The organism is Paenirhodobacter sp., assembly GCF_041916475.1.
Taxonomy (GTDB): domain Bacteria; phylum Pseudomonadota; class Alphaproteobacteria; order Rhodobacterales; family Rhodobacteraceae; genus Rhodobacter.
On sequence record NZ_JAYRZN010000019.1, the window covers coordinates 39,373 to 64,836 of the forward strand.

The window sequence follows — 25,464 nt, forward strand, 5'->3', positions numbered from 1 at the left end:
CCGATGAAACGCGTGCTGTCCGTGGCCTCCGAGGCCGTGCCGCTGGTGAAAACCGGCGGGCTTGCCGATGTGGTGGGGGCGCTGCCCGGGGCGCTGGCCGGGGCGGGCTGGCATATGCGGGTGATGATCCCGGCCTATCCGGGCGTGCTGGACCGGATCGGGCGCGAGGATGTGGTCTGGGGCGCGCAGGAGTTCTTCGGCGGTGAGGCGCGGCTGTGCCTCGGCACGGTCGATGGCATGGAGGTGCTGGCGCTGGATGCGCCGCATCTGTTCGATCGCGCGGGCGGGCCCTATGCGGATATGTGGGGCGATTACGGCGACAATGCGGAGCGCTTCGCGGCGCTGAGCTGGGCCGCGGCCGTGGTCGCGCGCGACGGGATCGAGGACTGGAAGCCCGAGGTGCTGCATGCGCATGACTGGCAGGCCGGGCTCGCGCCCGCTTTCCTCAAATACTGGGGCGTCGATCTGCCGTCGGTGATCACCATTCACAACATGGCCTTCCAGGGCCGCTTTGGCGCCGCCCGGATGGCCGGGATGCGGCTGCCGCCGCAGTGGTTCCACCGCGACGGCTATGAATTCTGGGGCGATATCTCCACGCTGAAGGCCGGGATCATGGCGGCGGATGCGATCACCACGGTCAGCCCGCGCTATGCCGAGGAGCTGATGCGCGGCGAATTCGGGCTTGGGCTCGAAGGGGCGATGCAGGCGCGGGCGGGCGTGGTGCACGGGATCCTGAACGGGGTCGATGGCGCCGTCTGGGACCCGGAGACCGACCCCGCGATCACGCCCTATGCGGCGGGCAAGCTCTCGGGCAAGGCCAGGAACCGCAAGGCGCTCCTGCAGGAATTCGGGCTGGATCCGAAGCTGCCCGGGCCGCTTGCGATCCTGGTGTCGCGGCTGACATCGCAAAAGGGCATCGACCTGCTGCCGGATGCGGTGGGCGAGTGGGTTGCCGGGGGCGGCGGGCTTGCGGCGCTGGGCTCGGGCGATGCCTGGGCCGAGGGCGCCATGCACGAGATCGCGCGCCGCTACCCGGGCCGGGTCTCGGTGCGGATCGGCTATGACGAAGGGCTGAGCCACCGCATGTTCGCGGGCGGCGATGTGGTCCTGGTGCCCTCGCGGTTCGAGCCCTGCGGGCTGACGCAGCTCTATGGCCTGCGCTATGGCTGCGTGCCGGTGGTGGCGGCGGTGGGCGGGCTCGCGGATACGGTGATCGGCGCCACCCCCGCGACCGAGGCCGCCGCGAGTGCAACGGGCGTCGTGTTCCATCCCGTCGATGCGCTGGCGCTGCGCCAGGCGCTGCGCCGCGTGCTGGGCCTCTATGCCGACCGCGCCGGCTGGACCCAGATGGTGAAGCGCGGCATGCGCATGGACTGGGGCTGGGCGCGCTCCGCCGCGCGCTATGCTGCGCTTTATGAGGCGCTGAGCGCGCGATGATCGGGCTGGGCGATCCGCAGTCTCTGGGCGCCACGCCGCGCCCCGGGGGCGTGAATTTCGCCCTGTTCTCGGCCCATGCCGAGAAGGTCGAGCTGTGCCTCTATCGCAACGGCCGGGAGGAGGCCCATGCGCTGCCCGAACGTTCGGGCGATATATGGCACGGCTTCGTGCCGGGCATCGGGCCGGGGGCCGAATATGGCTACCGGGTGCATGGCCCCTGGGCGCCGGAGCTCGGGCACCGCTTCAATCCGGCGAAGCTGCTCGTCGATCCCTATGCGCGCGCGCTGAGCGGGCCGCTCGTCTGGGATCCGCTGATGCAGGGCAGCGCCATCACCCAGCGGCCGGACCGGCGCGACAGCGCCTCGGCCATCGCGCGTTCCGTCGTATCCGCGGTGGAGCGCCCGCTGTGGAACCGCCCCGCCACCCCCTGGCCGGAGACGGTGCTCTACGAGGCCCATCCGAAGGGCCTGACGATGCTGCATCCGGAGGTGCCGAAGGCGCTGCGGGGCCGGTTCGAGGCGCTGGCCTCGGAGCCGATCCTGGATCACCTGCGCCGCCTGGGCGTGACCGCGCTGGAGCTGCTGCCCTGCGCGGCCTGGCTCGACGACCGCTTCCTGGTCGAGCGCGGCCTGCGCAATTACTGGGGCTATCAGCCGGTGGGCTTCTTCGCGCCCGATCCGCGCTATGGCGGGCGCGAAGCGTTCCGCACCATGGTGCGCGGCCTGCATGCGGCGGGGATCGAGGTGATCGTCGATGTGGTGTTCAACCATTCCGGCGAGGGCGACGCGCAGGGCCCGACCGTCTCGCTGCGCGGCATCGACAATGCGAGCTATTACCGGCTCGCCGAAGGCGGGCGCGCCTATGTGAACGATACCGGCACCGGCAACACGCTGAACACGGCGCATCCGATGGTGCTGCGGCTGGTGACAGATTGCCTGCGGCACTGGGTGGAGGAGCTCGGCGTCGATGGCTTCCGCTTCGATCTTGCGGCCACCATGGCGCGTGGTGCCAGCGGCGGGTTTGAGGGCGAATCGGCGCTGATATCAGCGCTGCGGCAGGATCCGGTGCTGAGCCGGGTGAAGCTGATCGCCGAGCCCTGGGATATCGGGCCGGGCGGCTACCGGCTCGGTGCCTTCCCCTGGCCGTTTTCGGAGTGGAACGACCGCTACCGCGACGGGGTGCGCCGGTTCTGGCGCCGCGATCCGGGGCAGATGGCCGATCTCGCGCGGCGCATCGCCGGATCGGCCGAAATCTTCGATCACGGCGGGCGTACCGCAGCGGCTTCGGTGAATTTTATCACCGCGCACGATGGCTTCACCCTGCGCGACCTCGTCTCCTATGCCGAGAAGCGCAACGAGGCCAATGGCGAGGGCAACCGCGACGGCCATAATGCGAACCATTCCGAAGCCCTGCCGGAGGCGGAAAAGCCCGCGCGAATGCGGGCGCTGCTCGCGACGCTGATGGTCTCGCAAGGCACGCCGATGCTGCTTGCGGGCGACGAGCTCGGCAATTCGCAGCAGGGCAACAACAACGCCTATGCCCAGGACAACCCGATGGGCTGGATCGACTGGCCCGGCGCGGACCGGGAGCTGACGGCCTTCGTCGCGCGGCTCGCGGCGATTCGGCGCGCGCATCCGGTGCTGCGCCAGCGCCGCTTCCTCCATGCCAGGGTCCGCGCCCAGGACGGCATGCGCGACCTGATCTGGCGGCTGCCTTCGGGGGCGGAGCCGCGCGCGCAGGACTGGACGGACGGGCAGGCGCGCTGCCTGTGCATGGAGCTGCGCGGCGCAGCCGAAGGGCCGGAGGGCGAGGCCGCGCGCGAGGCGGTGTTCGTGATCTGCAATGCGGGCGAGAGCGTGGAGGTGCAGCTGCCCGAGGGGGACTGGCGGCAGGTGCTGGACAGTGCGGCCCCCGATCGGCCGGAAGCAGCCCATGATGCGCCGAGCACTTGCGTCGCGCCGCAATCCGTTCAACTGTTCACGCGCCCAATCTCCCTCAGGAGCCAACATGACGATTTTTCAGACGAAACCCTTTGACGGACAGAAGCCCGGCACCTCCGGCCTGCGCAAGAAGACCCCGGTCTTCATGCAGCCGAACTACCTCGAGAACTTCGTGCAATCGACCTTCGATGCGATTGGCGGCGTCTCGGGCAAGGTGCTGGTTCTGGGGGGGGACGGGCGCTACTTCGGGCAGGAGGCCGCGCAGGTGATCCTGAAGATGGCGGCGGCGAATGGCGCTTCGCGGGTGATCGTGGGGCAGGGCGCGTGGCTCTCCACCCCGGCTGCCTCGCATCTGATCCGGCTGCGCGGCACCTTCGGCGGCATCATCCTTTCGGCCAGCCACAACCCCGGCGGCCCCGAGGAGGATTTCGGCGTCAAGTACAACATGGCGAATGGCGGCCCGGCCCCCGAAGCGGTGACCGAGGCGATTTACGCACGCACGAAGGAGATCGGCCAATACCGCAAGCTGGAGGCGGCGGATGTCGATCTCTCCGTGCCCGGGGAGGCCGATCTCGGGGGCATGGTGGTCGAGGTCGTCGATCCGGTTGCGGCCTATGCCGATCTGATGGAGACGCTGTTCGATTTCCCGGCGCTGAAGGCGCTGTTCGCGGGCGGGTTCCGGATGCGGATGGATTCGATGTGCGCCATCACCGGCCCCTATGCGGTAGAGATTTTCGAGCGCCGCCTCGGCGCCGCACCGGGGACAGTGACCCATGCCGTGCCGCTGCCCGATTTCGGCGGCATGCACCCCGACCCGAACCCGACCTGGGCGCATGAGCTGATGGCGGAGATGATGTCGGCGGAGGGGCCCGATTTCGGCGCGGCCTCGGATGGCGATGGCGACCGCAACATGATCGTCGGGCGCGGGATCTATGTCTCGCCCTCCGACAGCCTCGCGGTGATCGCGGCGAATGCGCATCTGGCGCCGGGCTACAAGGCCGGGCTGAAGGGGGTTGCGCGCTCCATGCCCACCTCCGCCGCGGCGGACCGGGTGGCGGCCGCGCTCGGGATCGAGAGCTACGAGACGCCCACCGGCTGGAAATTCTTCGGCAATCTGCTCGATGCGGGGCGTGCTACCGTCTGCGGCGAGGAGAGCTTCGGCACCGGCTCGGACCATGTGCGCGAGAAGGACGGGCTCTGGGCGGTGCTGATGTGGCTCAATATCATCGCGGCGCGGGGCGAGGGCGTGGCCGAGATCATGTCCGGGCATTTCGCGCGCTTCGGGCGCAACTATTATTCGCGCCACGACTATGAGGCGCTGCCGACGGATCTCGCCAATGCGATGCTCGACGATCTGCGCGGCCGGCTTGGCGGGCTGAAGGGCACGCAGACGCAGGGTCTCACCGTGGAGAGCGCCGACGAATTCTCCTACCTCGATCCGGTCGATGGCTCGGTCTCGGCGCATCAGGGCTTCCGGATCCTGTTCGCGGGCGGCTCGCGCGCGGTGCTGCGGCTGTCGGGCACCGGCACCGAGGGCGCGACGCTGCGGGTCTATTACGAGCGCTACGTTCCCGGCCCCGATGGCCTCGGCGAAGATCCGCAGGCAGCACTCGCGCCGATCATCGCGGCGGCGGAAGAGATCGTGGGCATCCGCAGCCGGACCGGCCGCGAAGGCCCGAACGTGATCACCTGAGCGCCCGCAAGGGCGGCACGCAAGGCCCCGGGAGGCAATCGCCCCCCGGGGCCTTGTCGTTTCCGCGCGGCAGCACGGTTTCTGCGGCTGCACCTGTCTCAGGGCTGAGACAGGTGGCCCGCAGCTCCCTGCAAAGCGGCTATGCAAATCGGTTCTGAGGGCGCAGTCTTCTCTCATGGCGGGTTCGTGGAGGAACTCGCGGTTTCAGGGAGGAAGACCATGGCAACCGATATGTCGGCCAGCTTTCAGGGCGTGATGGTGTCGCCGTTCAAGGCGCGCTACGGCAATTTCATCAACGGTGAATTCAAGGCGCCGAACGCTGGCAAGTATTTCGACAACATCACCCCGCTCACTGGCGGCAAGATCTGTGAAGTGGCGCGTTCGGATGCGTCGGATATCGAGGATGCGCTGGATGCGGCCCATGCCGCCAAGGAAGCCTGGGGCCACAAGACCTCGCCCGCACAGCGCGCGCAGGTTCTGTTCAAGATCGCCGATGCGATGGAACAGAACGCCGAGCTGCTGGCCACCTGCGAAACCTGGGACAATGGCAAGCCGATCCGCGAGACCCGCGCCGCCGACGTGCCGCTGGCCATCGACCACTTCCGCTACTTCGCGGGCGTCCTGCGCAGCCAGGAAGGCTCGATGTCGGAAATCGACGAAGACACGATCGCCTATCACTTCCACGAGCCGCTGGGCGTTGTCGGCCAGATCATCCCGTGGAACTTCCCCCTCTTGATGGCGGCGTGGAAGATGGCTCCGGCTCTGGCCGCGGGCAACTGCATCGTGCTGAAACCGGCCGAACAGACCCCGGCGACGATCCTCGTCTTCGCCGAGCTGATCGCCGACATCCTGCCCCCGGGCGTGCTCAATATCGTCAACGGCTTCGGCCTCGAGGCGGGCAAACCGCTCGCATCCTCGAACCGGATCTCGAAGATCGCCTTCACCGGCGAAACCTCGACCGGTCGTCTGATCATGCAATACGCCTCGCAGAACCTGATCCCGGTGACGCTGGAGCTGGGCGGCAAATCGCCGAACATCTTCTTCGGTGACGTGGCCCGCGAAGACGATGCCTTCTTCGACAAGGCGATCGAGGGCTTCGTGCTGTTCGCGCTGAACCAGGGCGAAGTCTGCACCTGCCCGTCGCGCGCGCTGATCCAGGAAGATATCTACGAGAAGTTCATCGAGCGCGCCATTGCCCGCACCAAGGCGATCATCCAGGGCGACCCGCGCGATGCGGCGACCATGATCGGCGCGCAGGCCTCGCTGGAGCAGAAGGAGAAGATCCTGAGCTACCTCGAGATCGGCCGCAAGGAAGGCGCCGAGGTTCTCACCGGCGGCGCTGCGGCCTCGCTCCCGGGCGAGCTCGCGAACGGCTACTACGTCCAGCCAACGATCCTGAAGGGCCACAACAAGATGCGCGTCTTCCAGGAGGAGATCTTCGGGCCGGTCGTGTCCGTGACCACCTTCAAGGATGCCGATCAGGCGCTGGAAATCGCCAATGACACGCTCTACGGCCTCGGCGCCGGCGTGTGGTCGCGCGATGCCAACACCTGCTACCGCTTCGGCCGCAAGATCCAGGCCGGCCGCGTCTGGGTGAACAACTACCACGCCTATCCGGCCCATGCGGCCTTCGGTGGCTACAAGCAATCGGGCATCGGTCGCGAGACCCACAAGATGATGCTCGACCACTATCAGCAGACGAAGAACATGCTCGTCAGCTACAACCCGAACAAGCTGGGCTTCTTCTAATCCTCCCCAGCCCGCTTGGCGTGGCCGCCCCTTCGGGGGCGGCCATTCCGCTTTGCCCACCGGACCAGTTCACGGGAGGATACCATGACCCAGGTCACCGCCACCCCGGCCGCGCTGCAGCTGCTGCAGGAGATCGTTGCCGATCACGGGCCGGTTCTGTTTCACCAGTCGGGCGGCTGCTGCGACGGATCGGCGCCGATGTGCTATCCGCAGGGCGAATTCCTCATCGGCGACCATGATGTGAAACTGGGCGAGATCGGCGGCATGCCGGTCCATATTTCCGGGGCGCAATACGAGGTCTGGAAACACACAGACCTGATCATCGATGCGCTGCCCGGGCTGATGGGCGGCCAGTTCAGCCTCGACAATGGCCGCCCGATGCGGTTCCTGACCCGCTCTGAGGTCTGCGATATCGGCTAGATCTTCGCCTTCGCGGCCTTCTTGGTGGCTTTTGCCTGATTGGCGATCCAGTCCATCGCCGCAAGGAACACGCCCGAGACGACGAAGACGAGGTGGATCGTCACCATCCAGCGGATCTTGTCGTCCGTATAGTTCTGCACATCCATGAACACCTTCAGCAGGTGGATCCCCGAAATCGCCACGATCGAGGCGATCAGCTTCAGCTTCAGCGTGGAGAAATCCACCTCGCCCTGCCAGTCGGGGCGGTCCTCGTGGTCGCCGGTATCCATCCGGCTGACGAAATTCTCGTAGCCCGAGAAGATCACGATGATCACCAGATTGGCCGCGAGCGTCAGGTCGATCAGGGCCAGCACCCCCATCACCGCGTCATCGACCTGCAGCGAGGGCAGCGCCATCAGCACATGCAGCAGTTCCTGCAGGAATGACCAAAGCAGAATCAGCAGCGCCCCCACCAGCCCAAGATACATCGGCGCCATCAGCCAGCGGCTGGCGAAAAGCACCCGTTCGATTGCCTTTTCCATGCAGTCTCCCTCGTTTGTCGAGGGTAGATAGGGATCAATGTTGCGCTTGCAAAGGGGCTATCCGGCCTTGCGGAATTCCGATGGGGTCTTGCCGGTGCGCGCGTGGAAGGCGCGGGTGAAATAGGCCGGACTGGTGAAGCCGAGGCCGTCTGAAATGTCCTTCACCGGGGCTGCGGTATCGGCAAGCAGGCGGCGCGCCTCATAGAGCCTGCGGTCCTGCAGGAGGTCGTGGGCGGAGCGCGCGCAGGTCTGGCGGCAGACGCGGGTCAGGTGGGTTGCGGTCACGCCGAGGGCAGCGGCGAAATCGGCCACGCCGAAGCCCTGCCGGAAATCGCGCTCCAGCAGCTCCGCATAGCGCGAGACCAGCCGCCGCGCGGCATCCGAGGGCTGCGCCTCGTTCGGCACCAGCACCGCCTGCCGCTCGAGCCAGACCCCGATCAGCCCGAGATACATCTGCGCCGCCCGCGCGGCACCGGGCTTCGGGCTGTCGATCTCGCGCGCGACGGAATCGATCAGCCCGGAGAGCTCCACCTGCGGGCCACTGTCGCGGATGCGCAGGTGCTGCGCGCTGCGCGGCAGGGCGCTGTCGGACTCATGGCCGAAGAACACCGCCGCGCCCTGGGTCTGACTGCCGACTTCGAAGCCATGCATCACGCCCGCGGGGATGAAGATCGCGTTGTGCGCGCCATAGCCGCGCGTCAGCCCGCCGAGCGTGATCCGCCCCTGACCGCGGGTGAACCACAGCAGGCAGGGCTCGGTGAGGGCGCGCATCGCCTCCACGCGCCAGCGCCCGCCCTGCGCCAGCCGCGTCACCGGCACCACGCGCGGCGCCGAGGGCGCAGGCGCAGAATCAGGGGCATAGAGCGACAGCGGAGGGGTGCTGAACAGTTTCACGAGATCGCTTCCCGGGGCCAATGTTGCGCCGCAGGATAGGAGCGAAGCCGCTGTCTTCCAAACGTTTTTTCGGGGGCCTGTGAAGCGGGCTCAGGGCCGCTGGATATTGTGCCAGCCGCGCATGCGGGCACGAAACCAGGTGCGCTGGCGCTTCGCATATTGGCGGGAGGCGGCCTGGGCCGCGGCCACCGCTTCGGGGAGCGTCAGCTCTCCGCGCAGATGGGCGATGAGCTCCGGCGCGCCGATTGCCTTCGCCCAGAGCGCCTCGGGCTCCCACAGCGGCAGCATGGCGCGCGCCTCCTCCAGCGCGCCCTCGGCCATCATCTGCGCGAAGCGCAGGTCGATGCGGGCGGCGAGCCAGTCGCGCTCGGCCTGCAGCACCAGGGGCACCGCCTGCGCCCGGGGCAGGAGCGGCGGCGGCGTCTCGTCCTGCCAGGCGGCGAGGCCGCGCCCGGTCGTGCGCAGCACCTCCCAGGCGCGCTGGATCCGGGCCGGGTTCAGCCGGTCGATCCGCGCGGCGGTGGCCGCGTCGAGCTCGGCCAGAAGCGCGCCGGGCCCTTCGGAGGCCATCCGGGCATTGGCCTCGGCGCGCAGGGCGGGCGGGGTATCGGGAACTTCGGCCAGGCCCTCCGTCAGCGCAGTGAGATAGAGCCCGGTGCCGCCCACGATCACCGGCCGCGGCCCGCCGGCCCGATGTGCCGCGAGGATCGGCGCCAGCTCGCGCAGCCAGTGGCCCACAGAATAGGCCTCCCCGGGGGCGCGGTGGCCGTAAAGCAGATGCGGCACCCCGCCCATCTCCTCGGGGCCCGGGCGCGCCGACAGCAGCCGCCAGCAGGACCAGACCTGCAGCGCATCGGCATTCACCACGACGCCGCCCCGTGCCTGCGCGATCTCCAGCGCCAGCGCCGATTTGCCACTGGCCGTGGGGCCTGCAATCAGCACCGGAAATTCATCAGGAATATCAGGCAGATCGGTCACGGATCGGCTCCTTATTGCAGGTATGGCCAAAGCCGATATTGAACCCGGGCGTCATTTGCGACATTTTGCGGCGCGATGACAACCGAAAATGGGACCCCAGGGATGAGTGCAGAGGCCGAGCCGACTGTGAAGTACAAGCGTGTGCTGTTGAAGATCTCTGGCGAGGCCCTGATGGGGGACCAGGGCTATGGCCTGCATCCGCCGACCGTCGCGCGCATCGCCCGCGAGGTGCAGGCGGTGCATGCGCTTGGCGTGGAGATCTGCATGGTCATTGGCGGGGGCAATATTTTCCGCGGCCTCGCGGGCGCGGCCCAGGGCATGGAGCGGACCACCGCCGATTACATGGGCATGCTCGCCACGGTGATGAACGCGCTTGGCATGCAGGCCGCGCTGGAGGATCTGGGCCTGCATACGCGGGTGATCTCGGCCATTCCGATGGATCAGGTCTGCGAGCCCTATATCCGCCGCCGCGCCGTGCGCCACCTGGAGAAGCAGCGGATCTGCATTTTCGCCGCAGGCACGGGGAACCCCTATTTCACCACCGATACCGCGGCCACCCTGCGCGCCAATGAAATGAACTGCGAGGCGATCTTCAAGGGCACCAAGGTCGATGGCGTCTATGACAAGGATCCGAAGAAGCACACGGATGCGAAGCGCTACGACACCGTGAGCTACGATGAGTGCCTGCAGAAAAACCTCGGCGTGATGGATGCCTCGGCCATCGCGCTCGCGCGCGACAACGACCTGCCGATCATCGTGTTCTCGCTCGACGAGCCGGGCGGCTTCCGCGGCATTCTGGCCGGGCAGGGCACCTATACCACCGTGCGGCAGTAGCCCCGGCAGCGGGGCGCGCATGTCCCGCTTTTCCCTATTCATCCGCCGCCAAGGCGGTTAGAAGTAATTGACTTGCAAGACCCGGGGGAGAACCCATGGCAGACGAAATCGAAATCGACATCGACGACCTGGAGCGCCGCATGGAAGGCGCGATGGCGTCGCTCAAGCACGAGTTCAGCTCGCTGCGCACCGGCCGCGCCTCGGCGACGATGGTGGAGCCGGTGATGGTCGACGCCTATGGCGCGATGACGCCCATCAACCAGGTGGGCACCGTGAACGTGCCCGAGCCGCGGATGGTGACGATCAACGTCTGGGACAAGGGCCTTGTGAACAAGGTCGAGAAGGCGATCCGGGAATCGGGCCTCGGGATCAACCCGCAGACCAACGGCACCATCATCATGCTGCCGATCCCGGAGCTGAACGAGGAGCGCCGCCGCGAGCTGACCAAGGTCGCGGCCCAGTATTCCGAGAGCGCCCGCGTGGCGATCCGCAATGTGCGCCGCGACGGCATGGACCAGATCAAGAAGGCCAAGGGCTCCGGCATGTCCGAGGACGATGTGAAGTTCTGGGAGACCGAGGTCCAGGAGCTGACCAACCGGCAGATCGCCGCGGTGGACAAGGCGCTGGAAGCGAAACAGGCGGAGATCATGCAGGTCTGAGGACCTGCGGAAGAGGCGTCGATGGCCGTGACCCAGACCCCGGAAGCGACTGGCGGCGTCGATTACGGCGTGAACCATGTCGCCATCATCATGGATGGCAACGGCCGCTGGGCGAAGAACCGCGGCTGGCCGCGGCTCGTCGGCCACCGGCGCGGGGCCGAGCGCGTGAAGGAAATCGTGCGTGCCTGCCCCGAGCTCGGCATCCGCTGGCTGACGGTCTATGCCTTCTCCACCGAGAACTGGAAGCGCTCCACCGAGGAAGTGCTTGGCCTGATGGGCATTTTCGCGCGCTATATCGAGAAGGAGGCCGACGGCATGTCGGCCGAGGGGGTGCGGCTGCGCTTCATCGGCGCGCGGGAGCGGCTGGATCCGCGGCTGCAGGCGCTGATGGCCGGGATCGAGGAGCGCACCGCGCCGAACACCCGGCTGAACTTCAACGTCGCCATCAACTATGGCGGGCGCGACGAGCTGCGCCGTGCCTTCGCCCGCTGCGCGCGCGATGTGGCGGAGGGGCGGCTCGACCCGGAGGCGGTGAACGATGCCGCGATCTCTGCGCGGCTCGATACGGCCGGAATGCCGGACCCGGATCTGGTGATCCGCACCTCGGGCGAAACCCGCACCTCGAACTTCCTGCCCTGGCAGGCGGCCTATGCCGAATATGAGTTCAGCCCGACGCTCTGGCCGGATTTCACGCCTGAGGAACTGGGCCGGATCCTGGCGAATTTCGGCTGCCGGGAGCGCCGCTTCGGCGGGGCCAAGCCGTGAGCGGCAGCTCTGGCAGGTGGGGGGACCTGAAGGCGCGTCTGCTTTCGGGGATCGCGATGGCCGCCGCGGGTGCTGTGGCAGTCTGGCTGGGCGGCGGGGTTTTCACGGCGCTTGCGCTGGTGGTCACCGGGTTGCTGGTGCAGGAGCTGGCCGCGATGACCACGCCCGGGCGGCCGCTGCGGGCCTGGGGGCTCGGGCTCTTTGCGGTGGCGATGCTGGCGCTGGTGTTCTGGCTGCACAATCCGTTCATGCTGGTGCTGCTGGGGCTGCCATCGCTCGTCGGGCTGTGGCGGATCGGGCGCGAGCGGCTGGTCTGGCTGGTCTATGCGCTGGCGATGATGCTCACAGGCTATGGGCTGGTTGCGATCCGCGCGGGGCTCAATCCGCCGGCGGGCATGCTGGCGCTGATGTGGATCATCGCGCTGGTGGTCGCCTCCGATGTGATGGGCTATTTCGCCGGGCGCCTGATCGGCGGGCCGAAATTCTGGCCGAAGGTGAGCCCGAAGAAGACCTGGTCCGGCACGATCGCGGGCTGGATCGGGGCGGTCGTCGTGGGCGGCCTGTTCATGGCCTTTGCCGGTGCCGCGCCGCAGATCCTGTGGCTCTCGCCGCTGCTCGCCTTTGCAGGCCAGCTCGGCGATATCGCCGAAAGCTGGATCAAGCGCCGCGCCGGGGTGAAGGACAGCTCGAACCTCATCCCCGGCCATGGCGGCGTGATGGACCGTTTCGACGCGCTGATCGGGGCCGTGCTGATGGTCTTGCTGATCGCGCAGTTCGGGGCATTGCCGCTGGTCGGAGAATAAGATGCGCAGGGTTTCGGTTTTCGGCGCCACCGGCTCCATCGGTGTGAATACGCTCGACCTGATCGGCCGCGCGCCGCAGGCTTACCGCGTGGTGGCGCTCACCGGCGGGCGCAACATCGCGCTGCTGGCGCACCAGGCACGGAGCCTGCGCGCCGAAGTGGCGGTGACCGCGCATGAGGACTGCCTGGCCGAGCTGCGCGCGGCGCTCCAAGGCTCGGGCGTGGAAGCTGCAGCCGGGGCGAAGGCGCTGATCGAGGCGGCGCATCGCCCGGCCGATTGGGTGATGAGCGCGATCGTGGGGGCGGCGGGGCTCGCGCCGGGCTTTGCCGCACTGCGCCACGGCAGCACGCTCGCGCTCGCGAACAAGGAAAGCCTGGTCGCCGCCGGGGCGCTGCTGCTTGCCGAGGCGAAGGCCCATGGCGCGCGGATCCTGCCGGTGGACAGCGAGCATTCCGCGGTGTTCCAGGCGCTTGCCGGCGAGCGGATCGAGGAGGTCGAGCGGGTGATCATCACCGCCTCGGGGGGCGCCTTCCGAGACTGGCCGCTGGAGCGGCTGCAGGCCGCGACGGTGGCCGAAGCCTCCACCCATCCGAACTGGGCGATGGGCCAGCGCATCACCATCGACAGCGCCTCCATGTTCAACAAGGCGCTCGAACTCATTGAAACACGCGAATATTTCGGCATCGCGCCGGAGAAGATAGACACCGTGGTGCATCCGGAAAGCCTGGTGCATGCGCTGGTGGGCTTCCGCGACGGGGCGCTGATGGCGCATCTGGGCGCGCCCGACATGCGCCATGCCATCGGCTATGCGCTGCACTGGCCGGAGCGGGCGGATCTGCCCGTCGCGCGGCTGGACCTTGCGCAGATCGGCCAGCTGAGCTTCCGCGCGCCTGATCCGGAGCGCTTCCCGGCGCTGCGTCTTGCGCGCGAGGTGATGGCCATCGGCGGCACGGCGGGGGCTGCGTTCAACGCCGCCAAAGAGGTCGCGCTCGATGGCTTCATCGCCGGGCGGATCGGCTTCATGGACATGGCGCGGCTGGTGGAATCGGTGCTCTCGGACATGTCATCCCGGCAGGGTCTTGGAAATGCCGCCCGGAGCCTCGATAACGTGATGGCAACCGATGCCGAGGCCCGTGCCCTCGGCCGCGAACGGATTTCGACCGGAAGGATCTGAGCCTTGGATTTCCTGCCTGATTTCGGCAATGCGCTGCACACGATCGCGGCCTTCGTCCTGGCGCTCTCGATCATCGTGACGGTGCACGAATACGGGCACTATATCATCGGGCGGATTTCTGGGATCAAGGCCGAGGCCTTCTCCATCGGCTTCGGGCCGCGGGTGTTCTCGCGGGTGGACCGGCATGGCACGCGCTGGCAGGTCTCGCTGCTGCCGCTCGGGGGCTATGTGAAATTCCTGGGCGATGCCAATGCGGCCTCCGCCGGCACCGCGCCGGAGGCGCGCAGCCTCAGCCCCGAAGAGCGGCGCCACACGATGATGGGCGCGCCGCTCTGGGCGCGGGCGGCCACGGTGGCGGCGGGGCCGGTGTTCAATTTCATCCTCTCCATCCTGATCTTCGCCGGGATCTTCCTGTGGCAGGGCAAGGCCACCGAAGCGCCGGTGATCGGCACGCTGCATGCGCTGCCGGGGGGGCCGGGCGGGCTGCAGGCCGGAGACCGGATCCTGGCCCTCGGCGGCATCGACACGCCCGATTACACCGCGCTGAACAAGGCGGTGCAGGAGCTGCCCGCGGGGCCTTCGGTCTCCTGGCGGGTGGCGCGCGAAGGCAGCACGCTGGAGATTTCCGGGCCGCAGCCGATGCCGCCGCGCCTCAGCGGGGTGATGCCGCAATCGGCGGCCTATGATGCGGGGCTGCAGCCGGGCGATGTGATCACGGCGATAGATGGCACGCCGGTGTACCGCTTCGCCGATCTGCGCGCGGCCACCACGGAGGGCAAGGGCAGCGCGATGGCGCTCTCGATCTGGCGCCCGGTCGCGGGCGGCGGCGAGGAAAAGCAGCTCACGCTCACCCCGCGCAGCACCGACATTCCCACCGCGACCGGCTTCGAGACCCGCTACATGATCGGGGCCACGGGCGATCTCGTTTTCGCGCCGCTGACGGAGCGGGTCGGGCCGGTGGATGCGCTTACGGGCGGAGCACGGCAGGTCTGGGTGGTGGTGTCTTCCTCGGTCTCGGCGCTCGGGCACATGATCGCAGGGCAGATTTCTTCGTGCAACCTGCGCGGCGCGATCGGCATCGCAGAGGGCTCGGCTGCGGCGGCGAAGGCGGGGCTGATGGATTTCATCTGGTTCATCGCGGTGCTTTCCACCGCCGTGGGTTTCATGAACCTGTTCCCGATTCCCGTCCTCGATGGCGGCCATCTGGTGTTCCACCTCTATGAGGCGATCACCGGCAAGCCGCCCTCGGACAGGGTGATGAACGGGCTCACCGCGCTCGGCCTCGCGCTGGTGCTGACGCTGATGCTGTTCGGCCTGTGGAATGATATCACCTGCCCCTGAAGCGGCGCTTGGGCTTTTGACAAGGGGGCGCTTTCGGGCTACCTGTGGACCAAGAACAAGGGGCAGTCTCGGGGTAAGATAATGTCGAACAGGCGGCAACACGCAGTCTTTGCGCGGTGGGGGTTTGCGCTCCGCTTGACGACGGCGGTCCTTGCGGGGACGACGGCGCTCGCGCTGCCGATGGTGGCACAGGCGCAGGAATACCGTTTCTCGCAGGTGCGGGTCGAAGGGCTGGACCGGATCGAACCGGCCACGGTCGTCTCGCTGAGCCGGATCCCGCGCGGCAGCGCCGTCTCGGCGGGCGAGCTCAACGACGCCTATCAGCGCATCCAGGGCTCGGGCCTGTTCGAGAAGGTCGAGCTGGTGCCGCAGGGCGGCACGCTGGTGATCCGCGTGCAGGAATATCCGACGGTCAATACCGTCGCCTTCGAGGGCAACAAGATCCTGAAGGACGACAAGATCCAGGCCCTGATCAAGACCCAGTCGCGCAAAGTATTCTCGCCCGCGACGGTGGAGGCCGACGCCGACCTCATCGCACAGGGCTATGCCGAAACCGGCCGCTATGCCGCGCGCGTTACCCCGAAGGTGATCCGGCGCGAGGGCAACCGCGTCGACGTGGTCTTCGAGGTGATCGAGGGCAAGGTCTCCGAGGTGCAGCGCATCACCTTCACCGGCAACCGCTCCTATTCGGACCGGCGCCTGCGCGACGTGCTGCTGACCAAGCAATCCGGCCTGCTGCACTGGATCATCTCCTCCGACAGCTACCTGCCCGACCGGGTCGAGGCCGACCGCCAGAAGCTGATGGATTTCTACCGCTCGCGCGGCTACCCGGATGTGGACGTGACCGGCGTCTCCTCGGAAATGACGGCCGACCGCGAAGGCTTCTTCATGACCTTCAACATCCGTGAAGGCCAGCAATACAGCTTCGGGCAGATTTCCACCGTCTCCGAAGTCACCGAGCTGAATGCCGCCGATTTCGAAGGGCTGGCGAAGATCAGCGCCGGGTCGCTCTATACCCCCGTCGCGATCGATTATGCCGTGACCCGGATGGAGGAGCTGGCGCTGCGCAAGGGCGCCAATTTCGTGCGCGTCGATCCGCGCATCACCCGCGACCCGCGCACCCAGACGCTGAACGTGCAATTCGCGCTCGTGCGCGGCCCGCGCCTGTTCGTGGAGCGCATCGATGTGCAGGGCAACAATACCACGCAGGATCAGGTTGTCCGGCGCGAGTTCCGCACGGTGGAGGGCGACCCCTTCAACGCGCGCGAGATCAAGAATTCCGCCGACAGGATCAAGGCGCTCGGCTTCTTCAAGACCGCCGAGGTCAACACCCGCCAGGGCACCGGGCCGGATCAGGTCATCGTCGACGTGAACGTCGAGGAGCAGCCCACGGGTTCGCTCACCTTCGGCGCGAGCTATGGCGCTTCTTCCGGCTTCGGGATCAATGCGGGGCTACAGGAATCGAACTTCCTCGGCCGCGGGCAGTATCTGGGCATCCAGATTGGCACCACCTCCGACAACCAGCAAAGCTCCATCGACTTCGTCGAGCCCTATTTCATGGGGCGCGACCTGAAGGCGCGGATGCACCTGTGGTACAACACCTCGGACCGCGACAACGCCGAATATGCGACGCGGCGGATGGGGATCTCGCCCTCGCTCGAATTCCCGATCGCGGAGAACTCGCGGCTCGAGCTGCGCTACACCTATGCGCGCGACAAGCTGTTCAACGTCACCTCCGAAGCCGAGGCTGTGGCCGAAGGCAGCACCGACTGGTCCTCGCCGATTCTCGTCGAAGAAGAGGGGCTTGGCGAACGCGCGACCTCCTCGGTCGGCTATACCTACACTTGGGACACGCGCCGCACCGGCATCGACCCGCGCTACGGCTTCACCCTGCGCTTCGGGCAGGATCTGGCGGGCGTTGGCGGCGATGTCGAGGCGCTGAAGACCACCGCGCTGATGCGCGCCGAACGCAAGGTCTGGCATGAGGAAGTCACCGTGCGGGCCGAGCTCGAAGGCGGCGCGATCCACAAGCGCGGCGATACCGAGCTGACCCTGCTCGACCGCTTCACCGGCTTCGGCAAGGTGCGCGGCTTCGAGCCCAACGGCTTCGGCCCGCGCGACCTCGGCGCACCGAACGAGGACGCGCTCGGCGGCAAATACTACTGGGCGCTGCGGCTGGAAACCGAATTCCCGCTGGGCTTCCCGGAGGAATACGGCATCACCGGCGGCCTGTTCTGGGATACCGGCTCGCTCTGGGGCCTCGACAATCGCAATGGCGATGCCGAGGTGGACGACAGCATGAAGGTCCGCTCCGCCGTCGGCTTCTCGGTCTTCTGGCGCTCCGCGATCGGCCCGCTGCGGCTGAACTTCTCGCGCGCGATCAAGAAGGAAGACTACGACAAGGAACAGAACTTCGACCTGACGATCTCGACGACGTTCTGATGCGGATCCGGGGCGCCCTTCTGGCCCTGGCTCTGGCCTGCGCGCCGGGGCTGGGGGCCGCGCAGCAGCTCGGGCCGCAGGGCGAGCCGGTGATCCGGCTCCCCAACCCGGTGCTGACCCTGGATTGGGAGAAGCTGTTCGATCAGGCACTCTGGGGCAAGAAGATCCGCGCGGATCTGGAGGCGCAATCCAAGGACCTGCAGCAGGAGAACAACCGCATTGCGGATGACCTGATCGCGGAGGAAAAGGCGCTGACGGACCGCCGCGCGGGTATGGAGCCCACGGAATTCCGCAATCAGGCCAATGCGTTTGATGAGCGCGCGACCGGGATCCGCGCCGCGCAGAAGCAAAAGGCGCAGGCGCTGAGCCAGCATTTCGACGATGCCCGGCAGGCGTTTTTCGAGGCGGTGGCGCCGCTGCTCGATGATATTCTGGCCAAGCGCGGGGCGGTGGTGGTGCTCGATCGCCGCGCGATCGTGCGCGGGGCGGCCAATGCCGATGTGACCGACGATCTGATCCGGCTCGTGGACGAGCGGTTCGGCGCGGGCGCGTCGCAGCCCTGAGGCGCGCTTGCCAAGCGGCGCCCGCGTTGCTAGCAAGTCCACGAAACGTCCCAGACAAGGACAGGAAATGACCGAACCCGCTCCCTATACCTCGGCCGATCTGACGCTGATCAAGCAGATCATCCCGCATCGCTACCCGTTCCTGATGATCGACAAGGTGCGCGACATCGTGCCCTTCGAAGGCGCGGTGGGCATCAAGATGGTGACGGCGAACGAGCCGCATTTCATGGGCCATTTCCCGGAGGAGCCGGTGATGCCGGGCGTGCTCCTGGTGGAGGCGCTGGCGCAGACGGCCGCGATCGTGGTGGGCATCTCCACCAATATCATCGGCGGCGACATGCTGACCTATTTCATGGGTATCGACTCGTGCAAATTCCGCCGCAAGGTGGTTCCGGGCGATGTGGTCGAGCTGCAGGTGAAATGCATCCGCCCCGGTGGCAAGGTGTGGAAATTCCGCGGTGAGGCGAAAGTTGACGGTGAGCTGGCGGCCGAAGCCGAGTTCATGGCGATGATGGCGCCGAAGCCCAAGGCCTGAGGAGGGCAACGCATGGCGATTGATCCGGGTGCCGTGACCCATCCTTCGGCGGTGATCGAGCCGGGCGCGACCATTGCGGCCGGCGCGAGCGTCGGGCCGTTTTGCCATATCGGGCCGGAGGTGGTGCTGCGGGCGGGCGTTCAGCTGCAATCGCATGTCGTGGTCACCGGCCAGACCGAGATCGGCGAGGACACGGTGGTGTTCCCCTTCGCCTCGCTCGGGCAGATCCCGCAGGACCTGAAGTTCAAGGGCGAAAAGACCCGGCTGATCATCGGCAAGCGCAACCGGATCCGCGAATATGTGACGATGAACACCGGCACCGAGGGCGGCGGCGGCGTCACCCGGGTGGGCGACGACGGGCTGTTCATGTCCTCGTGCCATGTGGCCCATGATGTCATCATCGGCGACCGGGTGATCCTGGTCAATTCGGTGGCGATCGCGGGGCATTGCCATATCGAGGACGATGTTATCGTCGGGGGCCTGTCGGGCGTGCATCAATGGGTGCGCATCGGCCAGGGCGCGATCATCGGCGCGCTGTCGATGGTGACATCGGATGTGATCCCGCATGCGCTGGTCGCGGGGCCGCGCGCCGAGATCGAGGGGCTGAACCTCGTCGGGCTGAAGCGCCACGGCGTCGCCCGCGCCGAGATCAGCGCGCTGCGCGAGCTGTATCAGGCGCTCTCGGAGGGGAATTTCCGCGAAACCGCGCGCGGTCTGCATGCGCAGGGCTCCGACAGCGTCTATGTGAACAGGGTGCTCGATTTCATCCTCGGCCCCTCGGATCGCAGCTTCCTGACGCCCCGGGCGCATAAATGACCCAGACCGCGCTCATCGCCGGCACGGGGGCCTTGCCCGCCCTGCTGGCGGCCGAGCGGCCCGATATGCTGATCTGCGAGCTGGAGGGCTTCCCCTCGGCGGTGCCGGGGGTGGAGCCGCTGCGGTTCCGGGTGGAACGGCTGGTTCCGTTCCTCAATGATCTGGTGAAGCGCGGCATCCGCCAGGTCTGCTTTGCCGGCGCGATCCAGCGCCCGAAGCTCGAGCCCACGAAATTCGATTTCCGCACCCTGACCATGGTGCCGCGGATCATGGCGGCAATCCAGCAGGGCGATGACGCGACGCTGCGCGCGGTGATTGCGCTCTTCGAGGAGCGGGGCATCGCCGTGATCGGCGCAGACCGGATCGCGCCCGCCCTGGTCGCGGGGGCGGGCGTTCTGAGCGGCACGCCCGCCGAGCAGGACCGGCTGGATGCGGCGCGGGCGGGCGATATCGTCGCGGCGCTCGGGGCGGTGGATGTGGGCCAGGGGGCGGTGGTGGCGCGCGGCCTGTGCCTCGCCGTGGAGGCGCTCCCCGGGACCGATGCGATGCTGGAATTCGTCGCGCGCACCCGCAAGGCCGATCACCGGGGCGGCGTGCTGTTCAAGGCGCCGAAGCCGGGGCAGGATCTGCGCATCGACATGCCCGCGATCGGGCCGCAGACGGTCGCGCGCGCGGCCGAGGCGCGGCTGTCGTGCATCTGCTGGCAGGCAGGCGGGGCGCTCCTGCTCGATCGTGCGGCGGTGATTGCGGCGGCCGAAGCGGCGGGGATTGCGCTCTGGGGGATCGGGCGATGAAACTGTTCCTGGTGGCGGGCGAGGCTTCGGGCGACAAGCTGGGTGCGGCGCTGATGGCCGGGCTGCGCCAGCTGGTGCCGGATGTGGCCTTTGCGGGCGTCGGCGGCGCGCAGATGGAGGAGCAGGGCCTGCACAGCCTGTTCCCGATGGAGGAGCTTTCGGTGATGGGCATCGCCGAGGTGCTGCCGAAATACCGCCAGCTGAAGCGCCGCATCGCCGAGACCGCGCAGGCGGTGCTGGACGGCGGCGTGGATGCGCTGATCACCATCGACAGCCCGGATTTCTGCCTGCGGGTGGCGCGGATCGTGAAGGCCGCGCGGCCCGGGCTGCGCACGATCCATTATGTGGCGCCCTCGGTCTGGGCCTGGCGGCCGGGGCGGGCGGCGAAGATGGCGCAGGTGGTGGATCATGTGCTGGCGCTTTTGCCTTTTGAGCCGCCCTATATGCAGGCGGCGGGGATGAGCTGCGATTTCGTCGGCCATCCGGTGGTGGCGGAGGCGCACGCCAGCGCCGAAGAGGCGGCCGAGTTCCGTGAAACGCTGATGATCGGGCCGGATCAACCATTGGTTCTGTGTCTGCCCGGCTCGCGGCGCGGCGAGGTGAAGCGGCTCGGGCCGCGCTTCGACGAGGCGCTGATGCGGCTGCGCGACCGGGAGCCGGGGCTGCGCGTGGTGCTGCCCACCGTGCGCGGCGTGGCGCCGATGGTGCGGGAAATGACTGCGCGCTGGCCGGTGGCGCCAATCGTGGTGGAAACGCCCGCCGACAAGCGCGCGGCCTTTGCCGCCGCCGATCTTGCGCTCGCGGCCTCGGGGACGGTGAGCCTGGAGCTGGCGGCGAACCGGGTGCCGATGGTGATCGCCTATGATGCCAATCCGATCAGCTGGCACATCATCTGGAACATGCTCCGGATCGATACGGTGACGCTGGTGAACCTGGTCTCCGAGACCCGCGCGGTGCCGGAATTCCTCGGGCCGAATTGCCGCCCCGGCCCGATCAGCGCGAGCCTCGCGCGGCTGCTCGACAGCCCGGGCGCGCGCGCGGAGCAACTGGCCGCAATGGACGAAACCATGCGCCGGCTGGGCGAAGGCGGCGAGCCGCCGGGGCTGCGGGCGGCGCGCTCGGTTCTGGCGGCGCTCTAGGCGGAGCCGATACGGGAGCTCTCGCGGCATCATATGGCCTGCGGTCGCGTGGTGGTGCCGTAATGACAAAGAATGCGCGCCTTCGGGCGGAAACGCCGGACAGGGAGCCGCGTTTCTGCGCCCTGGCGTGCTTCCCGGCGGAGCCGATCCGATACCGGCTTGCGCGTCGGGACGGATCAGGCGGGCTGCTCTTCCAGCGGGATCACATCCACCGCCTGACGGCTTTCGTGCCCGCCCGAGGAGCGCAGAACGCCGCGCACCGGCGCCACATCGGAATAATCGCGGCCATGGGCCACGGTGACGTAATCCAGCCCCGCGAACTGATCGTTGGTCGGGTCGAATTCGATCCAGCCGAGATCATGCCCGGCCCAGGCCCGCACCCAGGCATGCATCGCATCCGCGCCCTCCAGCCGCGGCTGGCCGGGGGGCGGGAAGGTGCGCAGGAAGCCCGAGACATAGCCCGCCGGGATGCCGACGCCGCGCAGGGCCGCGATCATGATCTGGGTGAAATCCTGGCAGACCCCGCGGCGCTTGGCGAAGGCCTCGGCGGGTGAGGTATCGACCGTGGTGGCCTTTGCATCGAACCGCATCAGCCGGTGCAGCGCGCGGCCAACCGCCTCCACCGCCTGGCGCACGGTCATATCGGGGGTAAGGGCCGCGCGGGCGAAGGCGGTGGTCTCGGCCATCGGCGCCACGCGCGGGCTCGCGCCCAGGAAATGATGCGGGGCATCGGGCAGCAGGCTCTGCTGCGCCGTGATCTCCGCGGGCAGGGCGCGCAGCGGCGGCGACAGGTCGAGCCCCTGCGGCGGCACATTCCGGGCCACACGCGCCGAAAGCTGCAGCGAGACGGAATCGATCGGCGCATGCCAGGCCACGACCGTCGTCGCATTGCCGAAGAAATCCAGCGAATCGTGGCGCTCGTCGGGCGCGGGCTCCAGCACCAGCATCCGCGACAGCACCCGCTGCGTGCCCTCGATATCGGAGGGCAGCAGGCGGATCAGGTTGCGGGTATGATCCGAGGGCGCACCGTAGCTGTAATCGATCACCAGACGGATGTCGTAGAGCATCACCGCCTCCTAGCGCAGATAGCCGGTGCCAAGCAGATCCGAGACATGCGCCAGATCGGCACGCAGCTGGATCAGCCGCTTCGTGGTGATTTCGGACGGATTGGCCACCGACAGCTCCGCCTCGATCGGGACGATCGCGCGCGACAGAAGCGCCAGGCGGCCGTTGATCTTGGCATTCGGCAGCTCAGCCGTGAGGTAGCGCATCCGCTGCACCTGAAACAGGATCGCGCGCGGGTTGTCGCTGTCGAGCGCGAGCAGATCGACGACGGTATTGCGCGAGGTCTCCACCCGGTAGCGCCGCTGATGGGTGATGACGCTGTCAGCGACTTCGACCGCCATGTCGAGCGAGCCTTCCGGGGCGAGCTGATCGGCGAATTCGGCCAGCAGTGCCGCGAGGGAATCCGCGCGTTCGAGGGCGCGGCCGAGGCTCAGGAACCGCCAGCCGGAGAAGCGGTACATGTTCTCGTGCACCAGCCCGGAAAAGCCGGTGATCTTGCGTACCAGCACCGACATGGCGCGCGCCGCATCATCGCCGGGCTTCGCCGTGACCGTCATCCGCCGCGCGGTCTTGGCGAGGTCGTTCAGCGCCGCCCAGCCATCGGTGGAGAAGCGGTCGCGCACCTTTGAGGCGCAGCCGCGGGCCCATTCGATCCGGTCGATCAGGGCCGCGGGTACCGGCTGCGAGAGGTCGTAGCCATAGCCCTCCATGAACTCCTCGAGCCGGCGCAGGCGGGGATCGGCCGGGTTGTCGGTCTGCGCGAGGCGCAGGTTGTAGGCGCGGATGATCCGGATCGCATCCTCGGTCCGCTCCACATAGCGGCCGAGCCAGTAGAGGTTGTCGGCCGCGCGCGCGGGCAGGATGCCGGGCGTGGCGCGGCGGAAATTCTGATCGTCCTCCGGGGGGGCCAGGGTCTCTTGCGGCACCGGCCGGTCGGAGACCACCCAGACATCCGCGACCGAGCCCCCGCGCTGCATCGCGAGCGCGGTGGCATCGCCCGATTTGCCGATCCGGGCATAGCCGCCCTTCATGAAGCGCCAGCCCTGCGGCGTGCGCGCCGCGAAGACCCGCACCGTCATCGGGCGCGGCTCGACCCGGCCGCCCTCTGCCGTATCCACCCAGACCGGCGTGGTGGAGAGCGAGACCGCCTCCTGCCCGACCAGCCCCTTGCCCTCGGCCTCGATCCATTCGGAGATGGAACGGCTTTCCTTGCCGAGGAACGCGCCGCCAAGCGCCGTCGTCGCGCCGATGTCGAAGGGGATGTCCACCGCATAGGCGGAGCCTATCATCATCCGCCCGGCATTGCCGCGCACATAGGCGCGCTCGGCATCGCCGCCGCACCACCAGGTGGCAATATTGGGCAGCATCAGCGGCTGATCCAGCATCACCTGCGCGATCCGCGGCAGGAACGCCATCATCGCCCGGATTTCGAGGATGCCGGAGCCGAGCGCATTCACCAGCGCGAGGTTGCGCTCGCGCACCGCCTCCATCAGCCCCGGCGTGCCGATATGGCTCGAGGGGTCGAGCTCCAGCGGGTCGGCGAAGGCCGCGTCGATGCGGCGCCACAGCAGGCCCACCGGCTGCGGGCCCTGAATGGTGCGCACCATCGCCTGGCCGTTTTCCACCAGCAGGTCCTCGCCCTCGAGGAGCATCATGCCGAGGTAGCGCGCGATATAGGTATGTTCGTAATAGGTGTCGTTCGAGGGGCCGGGCGTCAGGATCGCGGCATAGCGCTCGCGCCCGCCGGGGCCGCGGGCGAGGGTCTCCATCGCCTGGCGGAAGGCGCCGAAGAACCCGGCCAGCCGGTGGATATGCGCGCGCGGGAAACGCTCGGGGAAGATCCGGCCGGTGGCCATGCGGTTTTCCAGCGCGAACCCCGCCCCGGACGGCGCCTGCGTGCGGTCCCCCAGCACGAACCAGGAGCCATCGGGCGAGCGGCCGATCTCGAAGGCCAGATAATGCAGATAATGGCCGCCGCGCGGCGGCACCCCCACCATCGGGCGCAGCCATTGCCGCGAACCCGCCACCAGCTCGGCCGGCAGATGCCCGTCCTGCACCAGCGTGCCGGGGCCATATAGATCGGCCATCACCCGCTCGAGCAGGTCGGCGCGCTGCGCGAGCCCGGCGCAGATACTGGCCCATTCCTCCTCGTGCAGGATCACCGGGATATGGCTCAGCGGCCATTCGCGCTCCTGCAGAGGGTCGTTGGAATACTGCCGGTAGAACACGCCGGCATCGCGCAGGTACAGATTGCCGCGCTCGAACCGCGCGGCAATCTCTTCGGGGGTCAGGCGCGAGAAACGGTCGACAAAGCGGCGCCACACCGGCCGCATCTGCCCCTGCGCATCGAACAGCTCATCGGCGACGCCCGGGCTGAGCCGGTAGTCGGAGAAGAAATCCGGGGCAGGCGGTTTCGATGCGGCTTCGCTCATCCTGACTCACAGGTCAAATATCCGCTCACATCAGCCCGATCGGCCTGCGAAGGTCAAGCGTGAAGGGGAATTCCGGATGCGGAACCTCCGTTTGCGGCGTGTAGGAGCCGGGGCTATGGCCATAGGGCTCGAACCGCGCCAGCCGCCGCGCCTCTGCCTCATAGGCATTGACCGGGAACACGTCGTAGTTGCGCCCGCCCGGATGCGCCACATGATAGGTGCAACCCGCCAGCGCATGGCCCGTCCAGCGATCGTAGATATCGAAGATCAGCGGCGCGTTCACCGGCAGCGTCGGGTGCAGCGCCTCGGGCGGCTGCCAGGCCTTGAAGCGCACACCGCCCACCGAGACGCCCGATGTCTGCGTCTGCCCGAGCGGGACGGGGCGGCGGTTGCACATCACCTGATAGCGGTCCTGATGCAGGCTGGTCAGCTTCACCTGCAGCCGCTCGACAGAGCTGTCGGTGTAGCGC

At 67.9% G+C, this 25,464-nt stretch carries 23 protein-coding genes; 17 read left to right on the top strand and 6 right to left on the bottom strand.

Features of this window, described 5'->3' with window-relative positions; translation table 11 throughout:
• Positions 1–3 precede the first annotated feature (3 nt).
• The 5 genes from glgA (at position 4) to ACOMG5_RS09750 (ending at position 7,239) form a co-directional block, all read left to right on the top strand.
• Positions 4–1,437, top strand: a complete 1,434-nt coding sequence (gene glgA / locus ACOMG5_RS09730; RefSeq protein WP_420343598.1) for a glycogen synthase GlgA — start codon at positions 4–6, stop codon at positions 1,435–1,437.
• Positions 1,434–3,473: a glycogen debranching protein GlgX gene (gene glgX / locus ACOMG5_RS09735; RefSeq protein ID WP_420343599.1), complete on the top strand. Its 2,040-nt coding sequence runs from the start codon at positions 1,434–1,436 to the stop codon at positions 3,471–3,473. Before glgA ends, glgX begins: the two co-directional genes overlap by 4 nt.
• Positions 3,445–5,070: an alpha-D-glucose phosphate-specific phosphoglucomutase gene (locus ACOMG5_RS09740; RefSeq protein ID WP_420343600.1), complete on the top strand. Its 1,626-nt coding sequence runs from the start codon at positions 3,445–3,447 to the stop codon at positions 5,068–5,070. The genes glgX and ACOMG5_RS09740 overlap by 29 nt, the downstream gene beginning before the upstream one ends.
• 219 nt (positions 5,071–5,289) lie before the next feature.
• Positions 5,290–6,819, top strand: coding sequence for an aldehyde dehydrogenase (gene adh, locus ACOMG5_RS09745; protein ID WP_420343601.1), 1,530 nt, complete (start codon positions 5,290–5,292; stop codon positions 6,817–6,819).
• Positions 6,820–6,903: 84 nt separating this feature from the next.
• Complete coding sequence (locus ACOMG5_RS09750) at positions 6,904–7,239, top strand: DUF779 domain-containing protein (protein WP_420343602.1); 336 nt, start codon at positions 6,904–6,906, stop codon at positions 7,237–7,239.
• Here the strand turns inward: ACOMG5_RS09750 and ACOMG5_RS09755 are convergent.
• The 3 genes from ACOMG5_RS09755 to miaA form a co-directional block, all read right to left on the bottom strand.
• Positions 7,236–7,760 (bottom strand): TIGR00645 family protein, encoded by a 525-nt coding sequence (locus tag ACOMG5_RS09755; protein ID WP_420343603.1) that lies wholly within the window; start codon positions 7,758–7,760, stop codon positions 7,236–7,238. The two genes, ACOMG5_RS09750 and ACOMG5_RS09755, sit on opposite strands and share 4 nt — an antisense overlap.
• Before the next feature lie 57 nt (positions 7,761–7,817).
• The gene (locus tag ACOMG5_RS09760) at positions 7,818–8,654 is read right to left on the bottom strand and encodes an AraC family transcriptional regulator (RefSeq protein ID WP_420343604.1); all 837 of its coding nucleotides are present in this window, start codon (positions 8,652–8,654) and stop codon (positions 7,818–7,820) included.
• Between the two features lie 90 nt (positions 8,655–8,744).
• Positions 8,745–9,632: a tRNA (adenosine(37)-N6)-dimethylallyltransferase MiaA gene (gene miaA / locus ACOMG5_RS09765; protein WP_420343605.1), complete on the bottom strand. Its 888-nt coding sequence runs from the start codon at positions 9,630–9,632 to the stop codon at positions 8,745–8,747.
• Between the two features lie 102 nt (positions 9,633–9,734).
• Between miaA and pyrH the strand changes: the two genes are divergently transcribed.
• From pyrH to lpxB, 12 genes are all read left to right on the top strand, one after another.
• Positions 9,735–10,466, top strand: coding sequence for a UMP kinase (gene pyrH / locus ACOMG5_RS09770; protein WP_420343606.1), 732 nt, complete (start codon positions 9,735–9,737; stop codon positions 10,464–10,466).
• A gap of 95 nt (positions 10,467–10,561) precedes the next feature.
• The gene (gene frr, locus ACOMG5_RS09775; protein ID WP_420343607.1) at positions 10,562–11,125 is read left to right on the top strand and encodes a ribosome recycling factor; all 564 of its coding nucleotides are present in this window, start codon (positions 10,562–10,564) and stop codon (positions 11,123–11,125) included.
• Between the two features lie 21 nt (positions 11,126–11,146).
• Complete coding sequence (gene uppS / locus ACOMG5_RS09780) at positions 11,147–11,890, top strand: polyprenyl diphosphate synthase (RefSeq protein ID WP_420343608.1); 744 nt, start codon at positions 11,147–11,149, stop codon at positions 11,888–11,890.
• Positions 11,887–12,693 (top strand): phosphatidate cytidylyltransferase, encoded by an 807-nt coding sequence (locus ACOMG5_RS09785; protein ID WP_420343609.1) that lies wholly within the window; start codon positions 11,887–11,889, stop codon positions 12,691–12,693. Before uppS ends, ACOMG5_RS09785 begins: the two co-directional genes overlap by 4 nt.
• Before the next feature lies 1 nt (position 12,694).
• Positions 12,695–13,867, top strand: coding sequence for a 1-deoxy-D-xylulose-5-phosphate reductoisomerase (dxr, locus tag ACOMG5_RS09790; RefSeq protein ID WP_420343610.1), 1,173 nt, complete (start codon positions 12,695–12,697; stop codon positions 13,865–13,867).
• 3 nt (positions 13,868–13,870) lie between these two features.
• Positions 13,871–15,208 carry an RIP metalloprotease RseP gene (gene rseP, locus ACOMG5_RS09795; protein ID WP_420343611.1) on the top strand — a complete coding sequence of 446 codons (1,338 nt, stop codon included), beginning with the start codon at positions 13,871–13,873 and terminating at the stop codon, positions 15,206–15,208.
• Between the two features lie 81 nt (positions 15,209–15,289).
• Positions 15,290–17,650, top strand: coding sequence for an outer membrane protein assembly factor BamA (gene bamA / locus ACOMG5_RS09800; protein ID WP_420343612.1), 2,361 nt, complete (start codon positions 15,290–15,292; stop codon positions 17,648–17,650).
• On the top strand, positions 17,650–18,213 hold the full coding sequence (locus ACOMG5_RS09805) for an OmpH family outer membrane protein (protein ID WP_420343613.1): 564 nt from the start codon (positions 17,650–17,652) through the stop codon (positions 18,211–18,213). Before bamA ends, ACOMG5_RS09805 begins: the two co-directional genes overlap by 1 nt.
• Before the next feature lie 67 nt (positions 18,214–18,280).
• Positions 18,281–18,748, top strand: coding sequence for a 3-hydroxyacyl-ACP dehydratase FabZ (gene fabZ / locus ACOMG5_RS09810; RefSeq protein WP_420343614.1), 468 nt, complete (start codon positions 18,281–18,283; stop codon positions 18,746–18,748).
• 12 nt (positions 18,749–18,760) lie between these two features.
• Complete coding sequence (gene lpxA, locus ACOMG5_RS09815; protein WP_420343615.1) at positions 18,761–19,564, top strand: acyl-ACP--UDP-N-acetylglucosamine O-acyltransferase; 804 nt, start codon at positions 18,761–18,763, stop codon at positions 19,562–19,564.
• Complete coding sequence (locus ACOMG5_RS09820; protein WP_420343616.1) at positions 19,561–20,358, top strand: LpxI family protein; 798 nt, start codon at positions 19,561–19,563, stop codon at positions 20,356–20,358. Before lpxA ends, ACOMG5_RS09820 begins: the two co-directional genes overlap by 4 nt.
• The gene (lpxB, locus tag ACOMG5_RS09825; RefSeq protein WP_420343617.1) at positions 20,355–21,497 is read left to right on the top strand and encodes a lipid-A-disaccharide synthase; all 1,143 of its coding nucleotides are present in this window, start codon (positions 20,355–20,357) and stop codon (positions 21,495–21,497) included. The genes ACOMG5_RS09820 and lpxB overlap by 4 nt, the downstream gene beginning before the upstream one ends.
• Positions 21,498–21,673: 176 nt before the next feature.
• Here lpxB and ACOMG5_RS09830 read toward each other — a convergent pair whose 3' ends face one another.
• From ACOMG5_RS09830 to ACOMG5_RS09840, 3 genes are all read right to left on the bottom strand, one after another.
• A complete protein-coding gene (locus ACOMG5_RS09830) occupies positions 21,674–22,564 on the bottom strand; it encodes a transglutaminase family protein (RefSeq protein ID WP_420343618.1) in 891 nt (296 codons plus the stop codon).
• 9 nt (positions 22,565–22,573) lie between these two features.
• Positions 22,574–24,994: a circularly permuted type 2 ATP-grasp protein gene (locus ACOMG5_RS09835; RefSeq protein ID WP_420343619.1), complete on the bottom strand. Its 2,421-nt coding sequence runs from the start codon at positions 24,992–24,994 to the stop codon at positions 22,574–22,576.
• Between the two features lie 25 nt (positions 24,995–25,019).
• The coding region (locus ACOMG5_RS09840) for a transglutaminase family protein (protein WP_420343620.1) at positions 25,020–25,464 on the bottom strand (445 nt) is incomplete at its 5' end.